Annotated in this window: 14 protein-coding genes; 5 read left to right on the top strand and 9 right to left on the bottom strand. The window is 53.5% G+C overall.

Features of this window, described 5'->3' with window-relative positions:
- Positions 1–51 precede the first annotated feature (51 nt).
- Positions 52–1,155, top strand: coding sequence for an FkbM family methyltransferase (locus tag EXZ61_RS05670; protein WP_142809848.1), 1,104 nt, complete (start codon positions 52–54; stop codon positions 1,153–1,155).
- A gap of 83 nt (positions 1,156–1,238) precedes the next feature.
- Positions 1,239–1,979 (top strand): FkbM family methyltransferase, encoded by a 741-nt coding sequence (locus EXZ61_RS05665; RefSeq protein ID WP_142809846.1) that lies wholly within the window; start codon positions 1,239–1,241, stop codon positions 1,977–1,979.
- Between the two features lie 196 nt (positions 1,980–2,175).
- On the opposite strand, the gene EXZ61_RS05660 is transcribed toward EXZ61_RS05665, so the two are convergent.
- From EXZ61_RS05660 to EXZ61_RS05645, 4 genes are read right to left on the bottom strand one after another with little or no spacing between them, the layout of a single operon-like run.
- Positions 2,176–3,243 carry a Gfo/Idh/MocA family protein gene (locus EXZ61_RS05660; protein ID WP_142809843.1) on the bottom strand — a complete coding sequence of 356 codons (1,068 nt, stop codon included), beginning with the start codon at positions 3,241–3,243 and terminating at the stop codon, positions 2,176–2,178.
- Between the two features lie 11 nt (positions 3,244–3,254).
- The gene (locus EXZ61_RS05655; protein ID WP_142809841.1) at positions 3,255–4,403 is read right to left on the bottom strand and encodes an ATP-grasp domain-containing protein; all 1,149 of its coding nucleotides are present in this window, start codon (positions 4,401–4,403) and stop codon (positions 3,255–3,257) included.
- A 4-nt stretch (positions 4,404–4,407) separates the two neighbouring features.
- The gene (locus tag EXZ61_RS05650; RefSeq protein ID WP_142809838.1) at positions 4,408–5,526 is read right to left on the bottom strand and encodes a class I SAM-dependent methyltransferase; all 1,119 of its coding nucleotides are present in this window, start codon (positions 5,524–5,526) and stop codon (positions 4,408–4,410) included.
- 11 nt (positions 5,527–5,537) lie between these two features.
- Positions 5,538–6,653, bottom strand: a complete 1,116-nt coding sequence (locus EXZ61_RS05645; RefSeq protein WP_142809837.1) for a DegT/DnrJ/EryC1/StrS family aminotransferase — start codon at positions 6,651–6,653, stop codon at positions 5,538–5,540.
- Between the two features lie 463 nt (positions 6,654–7,116).
- Here EXZ61_RS05645 and EXZ61_RS05640 point away from each other — a divergent pair, with 463 nt between their 5' ends.
- A complete protein-coding gene (locus tag EXZ61_RS05640) occupies positions 7,117–7,326 on the top strand; it encodes a hypothetical protein (protein ID WP_142809835.1) in 210 nt (69 codons plus the stop codon).
- Between the two features lie 52 nt (positions 7,327–7,378).
- Here EXZ61_RS05640 and EXZ61_RS05635 read toward each other — a convergent pair whose 3' ends face one another.
- Positions 7,379–9,076, bottom strand: coding sequence for an amidohydrolase (locus EXZ61_RS05635; protein WP_142809833.1), 1,698 nt, complete (start codon positions 9,074–9,076; stop codon positions 7,379–7,381).
- Between the two features lie 375 nt (positions 9,077–9,451).
- Here EXZ61_RS05635 and EXZ61_RS05630 point away from each other — a divergent pair, with 375 nt between their 5' ends.
- The gene (locus EXZ61_RS05630) at positions 9,452–10,432 is read left to right on the top strand and encodes a LysR substrate-binding domain-containing protein (RefSeq protein WP_142809831.1); all 981 of its coding nucleotides are present in this window, start codon (positions 9,452–9,454) and stop codon (positions 10,430–10,432) included.
- Positions 10,433–10,466: 34 nt separating this feature from the next.
- Here the strand turns inward: EXZ61_RS05630 and EXZ61_RS05625 are convergent, their stop codons facing one another.
- The 3 genes from EXZ61_RS05625 to EXZ61_RS05615 form a co-directional block, all read right to left on the bottom strand.
- Positions 10,467–10,829 (bottom strand): hypothetical protein, encoded by a 363-nt coding sequence (locus EXZ61_RS05625; RefSeq protein WP_142809829.1) that lies wholly within the window; start codon positions 10,827–10,829, stop codon positions 10,467–10,469.
- Positions 10,830–10,910: 81 nt separating this feature from the next.
- Positions 10,911–11,480: a GNAT family N-acetyltransferase gene (locus tag EXZ61_RS05620; protein ID WP_142809827.1), complete on the bottom strand. Its 570-nt coding sequence runs from the start codon at positions 11,478–11,480 to the stop codon at positions 10,911–10,913.
- A gap of 86 nt (positions 11,481–11,566) precedes the next feature.
- Entirely contained in the window at positions 11,567–12,169 is a 603-nt protein-coding gene (locus tag EXZ61_RS05615) for a LysE family translocator (RefSeq protein WP_142809825.1), read from the bottom strand.
- A gap of 154 nt (positions 12,170–12,323) precedes the next feature.
- Here EXZ61_RS05615 and EXZ61_RS05610 point away from each other — a divergent pair, with 154 nt between their 5' ends.
- The gene (locus EXZ61_RS05610) at positions 12,324–13,664 is read left to right on the top strand and encodes an aminotransferase-like domain-containing protein (protein ID WP_142809823.1); all 1,341 of its coding nucleotides are present in this window, start codon (positions 12,324–12,326) and stop codon (positions 13,662–13,664) included.
- Between the two features lie 129 nt (positions 13,665–13,793).
- On the opposite strand, the gene EXZ61_RS05605 is transcribed toward EXZ61_RS05610, so the two are convergent.
- Entirely contained in the window at positions 13,794–14,435 is a 642-nt protein-coding gene (locus EXZ61_RS05605) for a hypothetical protein (RefSeq protein WP_142809821.1), read from the bottom strand.
- Positions 14,436–14,516: the final 81 nt, after the last annotated feature.

Here is a 14,516-nt window from a genome sequence, read left to right as displayed (position 1 = left end):
CGAAGTTTGAGCAAATCGAAAACAATATTTCAACAGTGATTGGAAATAGGCATGCTTGACTTTAACAATGTCATTAACAACTACGGCCAGACAGTTGATGAAAAAACTCGAACTTTGGTGTTGTCGTTGATTTCTGAAAACCGTAAGCAAGCGCTCTATTTCTTCGGGCGTAATGAGTCATCAAGCCAGCTAAGTGCGTTGATTGCTTCGGACGGATTTATTGACGACTATGCTCCAGTTGGCACAACGTGGAGAGGCAAGCCTGTATTTAAATTAGATGAAGTTGCGAAGGATTCAATCGTTGTAAATTGCGTATCCAATTCACGACCAGCCACTGCAATGCGCCGTATTGAAAGTTCTGGGATTAAAAACATTCTGTCATACGCTGACTTATGCAAGGTCTTGCCAGACCGAGTACCGTTGCCCGACTTTGTCGCGCAAACGAGAGCAGATATGGCGATTCACGCAGGGAAATGGCAGACAGTTTATGAACGATTGGCAGACTCAGAGTCACAAAAAGTATTTAATGATGTTCTGATGTACCGACTTACGGGCGATTCTTCAGCCCTACCTGGCTACACATATCGACCTAAAGAGCAATACTTTGAAGACTTCCTAAATATTGACGATGAAGTGTTTGTGGATGCGGGTGGATTCGACGGCGAAACCACAGAGTTGTTTTGCCTGAAGTATCCAAATTATAGAAGGGTAATATTGTTTGAACCTTCACATGAAAACATGCAGCTAGCCAAAAGTAGACTGGCAGCATTTCGTTCTGTTGAATTCATTGAAAAAGGCGTATCCGACAAGGCAGGCACATTGCACTTTAAATCCAATTTGGGCTCAGGCAGTTTGATATCGGCGGATGGCGATGCCTCCATCGAGGTGACTACTATTGATTCCTACCTGGACGATGAGGCCACATTTATCAAAATGGATTTGGAAGGCTGGGAATTAAATGCACTCAAAGGTGCTTCTTGGCATATAAAGAAATGCCATCCCAAATTAGCGATAGCTGTCTACCACGCCCCATCTGATATTTGGAAGACGCTCGATTTCGTACTGGATTGCTGGCCTGAATACAGTGTATTTTTACGCCACTACACCGAAAGCTGGACAGAAACAATTATGTATTTTGTACCAGTAAAGCGCTAGACCATATCAGCGCTCTCTACAACTCCTTAATTCAACCAACCCAAAACGCTTGAGCCCTGATCCTCCAACAAAACAGAATAACTATGAAAATAGAAATTTCCGATCAATTGTTTATAGAAGTGCCGGATAGACTTGCAAAAATCTACAATGCATTCGAACCACTGACTACCAGTTATGTAAAAAAATATCTCCGACCTGGAGATACATTTTTGGACATTGGAGCAAATATTGGCTATTTTTCCACGCTTGCCTCCCAATGGGTTGGAGAAGCGGGACATGTATTTGCTGTCGAAGCATCTCCTGAAGTCATCCCTATTTTGCACGGCAACACCGCGACACTAGGCAATGTGTCAATTATTAACTTTGCCGTTGGCAATAGACGTGGAACAACCGATTTTTTCATGACGGAAGATTATGTAAATTCTGGTGTCTCGATGACACCATTTGCGCAAAATACACGAAAGATTACCGTTCCTATTGAAACTCTAGATCATTGGTACTTTGAACTTGAACCTCAGTCACGGAGAGTCGACTTCTTAAAATGCGATGTGCAGGGCGATGAGGTCGCGGTGCTTAGTGGGGCAAAAGAAATGATCGAATCAAGCAAGGATTTAAAAATGGTTATAGAGTGGGCGCCAACTTGGATGAGAGCGGCTGGCTATGATCCAGAAAACTTTCCGGAGTTCATTGCGTCACTTGGCTTTAAAGAGATAGTCATAATCGATGACTGGTTGCAAAGAGCAATGACTGTTAGTGAAATGCGGTCCGAGTTCTCTAGGGACACAAGCACCAAACGTTTTTGCAACATATTCGCTTCGAAATAGCGATTTTCTAGGAGTGCTTTGTGAAAGCTCTCATGAAATGCGTGAAAAAATTCTGCTCGCCATAAAATAAATAGCCTCAATTGTCGCAACGACAAGATAAAGATTTGGCAAGTCGCCAAATAGACTTTCATTCACAGCGATTAGTGCTCCAGTATTTTCAATTACATATTCATGAAACTTGCATATGTAGGTATTTTTAACTCAGTTGAACCATCTTTTGGCTTAATGAAGACTCTTTTATAGCCTCAGTAATTCTGAGATTTTCAAAGCCATCTCTTGCGGTGACAAGTGGATTCTCCCATCCCTGGATGATTTTAATAAAGTGGTTTAACTGGCATTCGAGAGGATCTTGCCTTTCAACGGGCCATATTTTTTGCTGAAGTGGTGTCCACCAAGTGCGTTCACCTTCATAGTAGCTAAGTTGCATATTGGGAATAGACAACGATCCGCGCGTCCCGGTCACCAGATAGCACTCCCCATTTTCAGTCGCAGGGTAGCTTTTGTTCTCCTGCGATGTGTGTTCCCAGCTCCTGCTGGACGCGGCGGTATCCGACAAAAGGAAGGTGCCGAGCGCCCCACTGGCAAACTGAAAATTGATGGCCACCGTATCTTCGACGGGAAATTTCCGAATGGCGGAAGATGTGATGGCTTGCACCGCAGTAATTTCTCCGCACAGTGACCGGAAATTCCCTACTTCATGGATCAAGTTGATCAAAATAGGGCCGCCACCAATCTCACGGCGCCAAGGTCCAGCCTCAAAATAGCTAGATGGCTTGTAAAAAAGCGCACTTCCCATAATGCCGACTACATTTCCCAGCTCCTTGCTCTGGATGATGTCCCGCGCTGCAGCCAATAGGGGACTGTGCGCGCGGTGGTGGCCTATCAATACCTTGGCATTTTTTTTATCTGCCAACTCAACAAGTTGGCTTGCAGATTCAACCGAGTGACTGATAGGCTTTTCCACTAGAACAGGAATGCCGGCATGAATGCAAAGTGCCGCTTGTGCAGCATGGAAAACATTGGGGGAGGAAATAATGACGCCATCCAGAGCGGTGGATTGCAGCATTGCTTCGATACTGTGGTACAGGGGAATCCCGAGTTGATGGGCGAATTGTTCATGCGATGCATGCTCTGGCGCGACTATGCTGACGAGTTCACACTGGGCATTGGCTGCGATGAGCTCAATATGCCGTTTTCCCATTAAGCCCGGTCCGACAACGGCTAACCTGACAGGACCTTGGGTTTGACCACGGAGTGTGCGCATGGAGTCATTTCCTAATGAAGCGTATAGATATCTCGGCTAAGGACTTTCTGCTGCAATGCGAGAAACGCCTGCTGTTCAGATACTTGGGCAAACAGAAGACCAATCCTTCCGAAAGGACTGGCCTTCACTCTATCGCCTGGCATACACAACGGTATGTACGCATTGATTCTTAACTGTGTATTAAATTGAATAGAATTGAATATTTTTTCTTCGGACTGGGAAATGGTGTGCCGTAATATGTTGACATATTGATGTTTTTGCTTATCGGCGAAAAAATTCTGATTTAAAAATGGTGCCACGTAAGCTTCGATGTACTTAAACCCTGTGCTACTTTCTATCAGCTTGCTATAAAGATCACCTGGGCATCGCCGTGTTACCTCGATTAACCAGAATGACGAGTCATTGGCAATAAACTGCGTATGTATTAAGCCATCCGTCAGGCGCAACTCTTTTGCCATTCTGAGAATGTCTGCCCGGACTTTTTCCAGCATTTTTTCTGGGAAATCATGCACGACCCAACTTGTATCCACCACAAATGGATTGGCAGTGCCGTGTTCTTCCACGATGAATTCGGCTTGGAAGTCGCCATTCCTTAAAAAGGCGGAATGGCTATAGAGTTGCCCTTGTACGAACTCTTCAATGATGCAGGTGTTTGTATTTGAAAATGTTTCCGCTTTTGTGATGGCGTTTTGAAGCTTGTGCTGTTCGGATGTGGAAATAATTGACATTCCTCTCCCGCTGTATGCATCGACCGGTTTGACTATCAAAGGCCAAATGTCTTGTGTGAGGGGTGATGCAACGACACGGGGAACGGACAACCCATGCTCAAGTGCAAAGGCCCTGAACAGTTCTTTGTTGTTGATGATTTGCTCGGTTTCAGCGGAATCCAAGCCGAAATACATGTCGCCAACCAAGTTTGCGCAGGCGCGATAAGAGCGATCGTTGCATCCGGGAACTACAAAATCAAATTTCATTGTTTTGACCAGGGCATGCATCGCCTCTGTATCTGAATAATCAATGTTGATGTAGTTCTTGCACGACTTCGCCAGGGAATCTAGCGGGTTGCCACCACAGACATAAACATCGTAGCCACTTTGCAACAAGTAATCGTGGATGGGAGTGGACGAAAAATTCGTATCCACCAAGAGCACTTTTGGCATGGTGTTAGTTTTTGGCCGAGTTGAACTTTATGAACAATGCTTTGCCGCACACAAACGCGCGCTCAATAGTATCGCTACGTTGTGCCAGTAGTTCATTGCCCATCCGGTATGGACCATCGCCGTGGGCCCACAGGTAGTCATCCAGAATCAGCCATCCATCCGGAGCCAGCATTTGCAACCATAGGTCGCAATCTAGTTTGACTTTGACGTAGTCATGGTTTGCGTCAATATGGATGAGCGCGATCTTGCCTGTGTAATCAGTGCGACCGAATGTGGCGCTGTACACGCTGAGATCTCTTCGGTAGATCTCAAATGCCTGGGCAGATTCATTGTGGATGTAATTGAATACACCAACGCCAATCGGGAATAAATTGACGGTAAAGATATCGTGGACAACGTTGAGGTCCCATGCATTGGCCATGCTGACACTCACATTTTCCGGTGAGTCATGCTGCGTACCTGCTTCCCACTGCCACGAGTCTACTGACAGGATATTTCCAATGTTGTGCCTGCGTGCCATGAGCGCGAGCACCGCGGCAGATTTTCCAGCGAGTGAGCCAATTTCGATAACATCCCCTTTGGGGACGCTGGAGAAGATGGCCATCATTGCCGCAATCTTCTGCTCATTGGATTCACCATAAATATCTGCAGCCATACGTAGAACTGCAGCCACTTCGATATTGCGCATATTGCAGGCGCCATCGGAGCATTGGTCAATAAAAGTTCGGTGTAAATCGACTTTTTTCAGCAATTTCTCATGGCGTTGAACTTCCTTTTGGGTTGGAGACTCTCCTAACAGCGCAATTGGCACACCTCTCGATTGGATGAAGTTATTGAGCCAGATGTAGACAGATGACACGGGGCAATAGACCTGGTCAATGTTTTGCGCGCTAACCAATTCGAGAAAGCAGGCTGGGAAGCGTTCGTCATAAATATAGGGCAGGGTCATCAAGTCCCCCACTCTTTGGGCTACATCAGCATCCCATTCCGATGTGGCTGCAACCACTTTGATGCCTTGCTGTTGGGCCGACTCAATAAATTCCAGTCCGTCAAGGTGCGTTGCTGGGAAAACCAGTGTTGTGGTTTCTCTCTGGTTGTAGTTCACCAAGGGTGATGCTGGCATAGTGATTGGCTTCACGTTATTTGATTTGCGATGAGGCTCACAATGAACTCAACCTGCTCGGGTGGTAAGTTTGGGTAAATCGGCAGACAAATAACCTCGCGTGCCACTTTGGAGGCCGCTGGTAGATTAGCGGCTGCGGATGACGGCAATCCGCGGTACATGGGAAATTCACTGATCAGTGGGTGAAAGTAGCGTCGTGCAATGATGCCGTGATCGTGCAGTTTTTGAAATAATCCGTCCCTTGTCATTGGGTATTCCGGGCCCACCTGAATCGGGAAGTAAGCGTAGTTTCCTACAGTTTCAGCGGCATCCGGCACGCAGCGTATGCCTTTGATTGGAGTCAATCCGTCACGGTAGGTCTGGTCGATAACGCCGCGTTTTTGGATGGCAGCATCAATCCCCTTCAGTTGTAACAAGCCCAGGGCCGCATTGATTTCACTCATCTTGCCGTTAATTCCGGGAGCAATGACTGTGGTGTCGTTGACAAAGCCAAAGTTTTTCAACTGATCGATGCGTTTCTTGGTTTTTGCATCGGGGCAGACGATAGCGCCCCCCTCAAAGGTATTGAACACTTTGGTCGCGTGAAAGCTCAAAACCGACAGATCTCCGTATCGCAACACGCTGCCATGCTGGCACTGGACACCAAATGCATGGGCCGCGTCATAAATCACCTTGAGCCCATAGTTGTCCGCAATCTTCTGTATGCGTTCCACATCGCAAGCATGACCGTAACAGTGCACCGGCATGATTGCAGTCGTTCTTGGGGTAATGGCCGCTTCAATGCGATCGGGGTCCAGGTTGAGGGTTACCGGGTCAATATCGACAAACACCGGTTTGATGCTGTTCCAAAGTAAGGAATGGGCGGTTGCTACGAAAGAATACGGAGTAGTAATCACCTCGCCGGAAATGCGCAAAGTTTGCAGGGCCGTTACCAGTGCGATGGTGCCATTGGTGAATAGGCTGATGTGTTTAACGCCCAAGTATTCGCACAGCGCTTGTTCGAATTGCTGGTGGAATGGCCCGCAGTTGGTGAGAACTTTGCTGCTCCAGATCTGCTCCAAGTAGGGAATAAACTCCTCTAGCGGTGGCAGATGCGGCTGGGTGACATAGATGCGGTTTTCTGTCATCTTAGGTACGGAGGGTTTCCCCACACTATGCCCCGCGCCCATTTGGTGTAATCGCCCATTTAAGGGTGCAATACCCACTTTATGGATCTTTTTTGGCTGTGGGCCTTATGCATCAAGCGTAAGTTGCTACCAAAATCATAGGAAGCATGGACGCTCTGTCTGGCTCCTTCATCGCGAAAAATGACCGCAAGTGGAATCAATAGCGTCAAATAAGCCATCGCTTTTGAATCGAAAAGCTGCGGGGTATATCTCGGTCTGTTTTGGACTTAATTTCTTCCAAAAACCGCGCTGGCCATGCGCAGGAAACGATCGTGTGACCAAGCCAGCGCTTCGTGCAACGAATGGTCCGCCCCCACCGTTGCGCCATACAGCCTTCGGCACTTGAAAGCGTGTAGCAGTCATGGCTGGAGCAGCACCACACGTCGCCCGCCATGCAACTGAGCCGCCACTTGGAGAGCGAGGGTTGGTTAGAAGCGCGCCGCGCTCGGGCTACTTTGTGCGCCCCCCCAGGCGCACCAGCTTGTCCATGGTGACCGCAGCGCAGCCCAGAGGCAATGCCCTGCTGCGTGCCGTGCTTGCCAAGCGGGCGCTGGCCGTGGGCCTAGCGGTCTCACCCGACGATGTGCAAATCACCCATGGCTGCGTTGAGGCACTGCCCACAAGGTACGCCTAGTGCAGCTGTACGACGCGCACCAAGTGCCCATCATGGCGCAGCACATGTGGGGCTAAGGTCCCGGCGCTGCCGTGTATTTCAACTTGCCGCCAACATACACCTGCTCTGTCGCAATCGTGGCTAAAGATTCAACAGGCTCTTTGTATGGGTTGCGTGTGACCACTTGAAGATCAGCCCACTTGCCCGGCTCTAAGCTACCGGTTTCAGTGGCCAAGCGAAGCTGATACGCCCCATGGATCGTCATGGCGCGCAGGGCTTGCTGCACATCAATGCTTTGGGTGGCATTGAGTTTGGCACCGCTGCTGGTGGCACGGTTCATGGCAGTTTGCATGAGTGCAAAACCCTTGGGTGGGAACATCGGGCTATCCGCATGCAAAGTGGGTTGCAAGCCTTGCTCAAAAGCGGCACGCACCGGCAAGGTTTGCTGCGCAGCGAGCAGACCGATGATGGAGTGGGCCAAGGCATCCCCGTAGTAACGGATATGGTGGATGTGGAAGGACGGCGTTACGCCCAAAGCTGCCATGCGCTGCACACCGTCTAAGGGCAACATCACACCATGTTCCATGCGCACTGTAGGCGCTTGCCCCCCGAGTGGGCCGGCTGCGGCAATGGCCTGCAACACGTCTCGATTAGATTGATCGCCTTGGCTATGAATGGCGACCTGCCAGCCCTGTGCCGTGTAGCGCTTGAGCTTTTCAACCAACATCGGCTCGGTCAACATGGCCTCGCCATGGCTCCCCGGGGCAATCCCTAGGGTACGCCCCAAAGGCGTGTCCAAGTAAGGAACGCTGCTGTACATGCTGCCGGTATAGGGAGAGCCGTCATGCCACAGCTTGACGCCAAGGACACGGAAAAACGGATTGCTAGTGTCTGGTGCTGTGGGCAAATATTGGAGCTCATTCTCCACCAAATAGAAAAACTGCCGGATGCGTGGCTGCAACTGGTGGGAGGCGGCCACCCGTGCCATCAGGGGCGGCACGTTGTAACCCAACGATGCAACGGAGGTAAAACCATGGGCCAGCAAACCATCGAGCACATCTACGTAGCGCCCATACAAGCGCAGCGGCGACTTGAGCTCTTTCATCAGCGGCACCGCAGCACGCGTTTCGGCAACAAAGCCTGTTAACTCCCCTTGTGCATCACGTTGGTAGTAGGCTCCATGCCCAGGATCAGGCGTATTGCGATCAATGCCTGCCAACTCAAACGCTTTGGAGTTAGCCCAAAACGAGTGCAAGGTTTGCGACACCAACACCACAGGGTTATCGGGCGCGAGTGCGTCCAATTCCTTGCGGCTGGGTATGCGCAAGTCGGGGGTCAAAATGGGGTCTAGGCCACCTGCATACACCCAGTTGCCTTTGGGTGCTTTTGCAACGGCATCCCGAAAGCCTTGCCACACCGACGCGTTGGTGGGGTGGGTAAAGCCAGACAAGTCCACCGCGCCATTGAAAACAGCACTGAGCGTCGGGTGCTCATGGGCCCCCACAAAACCAGGCATCAGCGCCTTGCCCTGGAGGTCAATCACTTCGGTGCGCGCTCCTCGCAAGGCCATGATTTCAGCGTCTGAACCCACAGCCTGAACTACGCCATCTCGCACTGCCAAGGCAGATACAACCTCATCTTTGGCGTTCACGGTCAGCACCGGGCCACCGTGAAAAATGAGATCAGGCTCGGGGCCTTGGGTGCACGCGGACAGCAGTGTCGCTACTAGGCATAGAAGAAGCCGCAAACGCAGCTGTTTGTGTGGATACATGAGCGGAAATGAGGAGTTGTGGGCCGACGCGGCCCGCGCGTTTCATCTTAGATGGGGCGCAGTGTTGTGCGCCCCGAGAGAAACCCGCACAAGGATCTGACTTCAGTCGCCTAGGCGACCCGCAAGCGCACCATGGTGGGTGGTCGGCGCGCTTGCGGCTCTGTCATTGCACTTCCGGTAAGAAGCGCCTGCGGCAGCGTATGTGGGCAAGGTCTGCCACGCCCCAAGACCTGTAGGCCTTGGGTGAAACTGCTTGAAGGCCTAGGTATTTCAGCACGCCATTAACCATCTGACAAATACTGAATTCATCTACTTCCATCTGGATTCAAGATGGATAATTCAAGGCACCAACACCTTGCACCCAGGGCACCTCCCATGGAATTACGTCAACTTCGCTACTTTGTCGCCATTGCCGAACACGGCGCTTTCTCTAAAGCCGCTGACAAGGTGTTCGTGGCCCAGTCGGCCCTGAGCCACCAACTCGCCCAGCTAGAAGACGAACTGGGGGTGCAACTGCTGCTACGCACACGCCGGGGCGTGGAGCTCACCGAACCAGGGCGCGTTTTTTTGGCGCATGCTATTTCCATCTTGCGTCAGACCGAAGATGCCCGCTCCAGCGTGCGCAGTGCTTTGGGGGAACCGTCTGGCAAAGTGGTGTTTGGCATTCCCCACAGTGTCTCGAACGCGCTGGCCCTGCCACTCTTGCAGGCGGTGCGCCAGCGTCTGCCCAAGGTGGAGCTAGAACTTACAGAGGAGCTCACCGGCAACTTGATCCCGCAGTTACGCACTGGAGTTTTGAACTTGGCGGTGCTGTTTGACGATGGGCACTTGGATGAGTTCACCACGCTAGCGCTGCTGAGCGAGCGCTTAAGCCTCATTGGCTCCACCCAGTCACCGGCCTTGCGCGTGGCGAAGTCCATCACCCTCAAAAAGGCGCTGGCATTGCCCCTCATCTTGCCCGCGGACCCGCATGGTGTGCGCCCCACCATTGAAGCGGCTGCGCGCAAGCGTGCTTACCCACCGCCCCATGTGGTGGCGGACATCAGTTCTATCAGCATCTTGCGGACCACCTTGCTCGCGGGTATGGGCCACACGCTGCTGCCCGTCATGCCGCTGCGCGCCGATTTAGATGCGGGGACGCTCAAGGCCATTCCAGTCGTTTTGCCCACGCTCCAGCGCGTAGTGAGCTTGTGTGCGTCCAAGCACATCCCCATTTCCACCGCGGCCACTGCGGTAGCGCAGTTGACGCATCAGTTGGTCCATGACTTATGCAAGGAGGGTGCGTGGGTCGATGCCAGTCCAATAGAGGGCAACACCACGGGCTTCACGATTGCGGGGCGCACTGCCAAGACCTAGGGCGTGCATGCTGAGTGCTAACTGCAGAGAGGTCCTAAGCCGAGCTGTCTGAGGTCTCCGAATCGCTGCCACTCGGCCTGTCGCGGTGCGGCACAGGATAGGCATCTGCCACGTAGCCCGGGCCTTTCATGACCATGACCACCCAACACCCTATGCCCACGGTGAGCACCATGGTCAAATGAAACACTACGGCGCCCACGGCCACGTAGCCCGCTGTCGACAGGAACCGGGCGTCTTTCGCATGGCTTGCAGCATCGAGCCACAGGTCTAGGCCCAGCCACAGCAAAGCGGGCAACACACTACCCAGCAAGGCGATGAGCGGCAGTTTGCGCCAAATCTGCCACTCCAAGCCACTGGCCGAGCGCTGAGAGCCTTTCAAGACGGTAAACCAATTCATGCGCCACAGGCTAGCACTGCCCGCCTTGCGCTGCAATGCCTTAGGTCAAGCTCCCACAAACTGCAGGCTGAGCCGCAAACCTCAAGCTTGGGGAAGCACCTTCTCGAACTCTTCAAACATCAGGTTTTCCACCAGCATGGTTTCTTTGCCGTTGTTTGCGGGGAAAGGGTGCACACGGCCGGTGCGGCGGTAGCCACGGCGCTCGTAGAAGGCAATCAACTCATGGCGCACGGTGATGACGGTCATCCACATTTTCTGCACATTCCAAAGCGCTTGGGCATAGCGCTCGGCCTCTTGCATGAAGCGCTTGCCCAAGCCGCCACCTTGCAGCGTAGGTTTGACGACAAACATGCCGAGGTAGGCGCCATCGCCCTTCTTGGCCAAGTTCACGCAACCGACCAACTCGGAGGGTGCGCCCGTCGCCGCTTCAGCGTCTGCAAAGCAGAGGTAGACCACGGAGTCTGGGGCTGCAATGAGTCCGCTCACCTCATGCGCAGAGGTACGTGAGCCCTCCAGCAAGTCAGCTTCCGTAGTCCAGCCTTGGCGGCTGGAGTCGCCCCGGTAGGCGCTATTGACCAGGTCTGCAATGGCAGGGGCGTCAGCCGCAGTGGCGATGCGATAGCTGAGCGCGGGTTGCGATGGGGTTGTCATAGAAGCAAAGGTTAAACGGATGAGCACGCATTATCGAGGCCGGGGGTGGGATGCCCCCTGGGCTGCGCAATGCGGGCAAAAAGCCATCAGAGCAGCGCTGGAATGATGGACAAGACCAAGAGCACCGCCATCACCCAGTTGAACACTTGGCGCTGCTTCGCATCGGCCAAGTAACGGCGCAGGTGCTGGCCCATGAGTGCCCACGCTGCACAACAGGGCAAACCCACTATGGCAAACAATGCCGCCATGCCCACCAAGTAGATGGGGCCCTTGCCCGCAGGGACATAGGTGCTGAAATAGCCAATGGCCATGATCCATGCCTTGGGGTTGATCCACTGAAACGCTACCGCCCCCCAAAACCCCAGGGTCTTGCCACCGTCGCCCTCGGCCCCAGAGCCCGCGCTGTGGGCCAAACCCCAGGCCAGATACAGCATGTACGCCACACCCAACCATTTCATGGCCGTGTGGGCCATGGGAAGGGCCACAAACAACTCTCCAAGCCCCAAGCCGACAGCGGACAGCAGGATGAAGAAACCAAACTCAATGCCAAAGAGTAGGCGCAGCGAACCCGCAAATCCATGGTTCACACCGGAGGCCAGCAGCATCATGTTGTTGGGGCCAGGTGTGATGGATGTCACAAACGCAAACATGGCGAGTGACAAGACAAGTTGCAAAGGTAGTAGTTCCATATAGCGTTCTCTCAAAAAGCGGCGTGCATAGTGCTGCCCCAGTACCAAGCATCAGCTGCGCAGGCGTTCTGTGCAGTGTCTTGGATAGGGCTTACCCACAAGCTTAAAGCCTCTTTGCATTACAATTTTTTAATTGTCATAGATACAAACCCACATGCCTGCACCGCGCTACAAGACCTTGGTTGATGAGTTTGCCAAGAACATCCGCCAGGGCACCTGGCCCTCTGGCATGCGCTTGCCCACGCACCGGGTCTTGGCGCAGGACTATGGCATTGCACTGGCGACGGCCACCAAGGTCTATGCAGAGCTTGAGAACATGGGCTTGGTGATTGGTGAAACAGGCCGAGGCACCTATGTGCGCGACCTGCATGTGCCGCCAGGCTATTGGCAAACCCATGACCATGCGCGCTCGGGCGTGTTGGACTTGGCTTTTACCTACCCCCAGCTACCCGCGCAGGCCGATGCCTTGCGCCACGCACTGCGTGAACTTGCCACTGGCGGCGACATGCACAGCCTGATTGCACCCCAGCCTGCCCAGGGTCGGCAGGCGGAGCGTCGATTGTTGGCCCAGTACCTAAAGCAGCGCGGTCTCAACGCACATGCGGCAGATGTAGTGATCGTCAACGGCGCGCAGCAGGGCTTGGCACTCACCGTGATGGCCTTGCTGCGCCCAGGCGACGTGGTGGCGGTAGACGCGCTTACCTACCCCGGCTTCATTGGCTTGGCCCAAACACACCGCTTGGATTTGGTGGCCATTCCCATGACGCCACAAGGCCCCAACCTCAGCGCCTTGGAGCGCCTGCTGCGGGAACGCCCCGTTAAGGCCATCTTCACCATGCCTACGCTGCACAACCCCATGGGCTGGGTCATGGGGCTAGCGGCGCGCACCCGGTTGGTGGCGCTCGCACGCAAGCACAAGCTGCTGATCATTGAAGACGGAAGCTATGCATTCTTAGTGGAAGACGCGCCTACGCCTTTGCGCGAACTAGCGCCCGAGCGCACGGTCTACGTATCGGGCTTGAGCAAACCCATGGGGGGAGGCATTCGCTTTGGATACGTGGTCACACCACCGCAACATCTCGCAGCCTTGGACCAAACCCTGCGCGCGCTCGCGATCAGCAACTCCACACTGATCACCGCACTGTGCGGGCGCTGGCTGGAAGACGGCACGGTGCTGCGCTTTGAGGCCGAAAAGCGCGCCCACGCTGCAGAACTTCAGGCACTGGCGCACACTATGCTGGAAGGTCTGCACGTGATTGGCAACCCCAACTCCTATTTCGCCTGGATCATGCTGCCCACCAACGTGCGGGCCGACCAATTGGCGGGAAGGTTGTCGCAGCGCAACATATTGGTGGCGACCTCTGAGGCCTTTGCCACGAGCAGTGCGGTACCGCACGCCATCCGCTTGAGCATGGGTTTGGCCGACATGGCCAGCCTGCGCGTGGGTCTGAAAACCATTCAACAAACCATTGCCGACATGGTGAACGAGGCCTAGTGCAGTGGCACAGGCAGGGTGCGCACCGCCCACAGAGAAAAGCTATATTTTTAATAGCTGCTTGCGCTTATTCCATGGGCACCAGCCCACGCTCCAAACTGCGCCCGTGTACCACCGCAGTTAGCCGATTTAGCGAGACACCGCGGTAGCGCCTTGCCCCTGCAGGGCGGGCAACACCTCCCGCGTGAAGTAAGGTTCTTCGGGGTACCAAAAGATGTAGCTGGCACCCAGTGTTTGCTGGGCAAAGTCGAGAATATCGGGCAGGGTGATGCCCTCAACGCGCCCGTCGTACCCTGCACCGAGTGCGGCCAAGAGTTTGGCAAAGCGCTCGGCCACCGCGCTGTCCCAGCGCCGGGCCACCCAGCCGCCTAACTTGGGCTTGGCGTCTTTGTCGTTGGCAAACTCGTACTGCCGGTCCACCCCCCCATGAAACGCAGGGTCGGTGCGCAGGTACTCCGGCACATTGACGATGTCTTCACTGAAAGACACATCTTGGATTTGCAAGAACAGGCGCTTGCCTTGGGCGCTAAGTGTGGCCAGGTCTTGGTCAATCGCCGCAAAGTCGTACTCCCCAGGCCGCGGCTCCAAGGAGCGCCACGTGTACTTCAGTTGCGCCCCCTCAAACACCTTGGAGCGCGCGAACCAGGGCTTTTGGATGCCAGCGCGCTCTAGGATAAAAAACACATAGTGGTGCACAGGTGGCGTTGCGGGTGCGGCGTGGAGTTGTAGCGCTGCAGAGCACAGCAGCACAGACACCATGCGTTTGAACACCAGAAAACCTCCATACACCGGGCCGCACGCTGCGACCCCACAGAGCGCTCGGACAGCGCCCGCTAGACGCTATATTTTACA

This window comes from Rhodoferax aquaticus (assembly GCF_006974105.1).
GTDB classification, from domain to species: domain Bacteria; phylum Pseudomonadota; class Gammaproteobacteria; order Burkholderiales; family Burkholderiaceae_C; genus Allorhodoferax; species Allorhodoferax aquaticus_A.
Note: the sequence above shows the minus strand (reverse complement) of the source record. Positions and strands in the feature narration are given on the sequence as shown.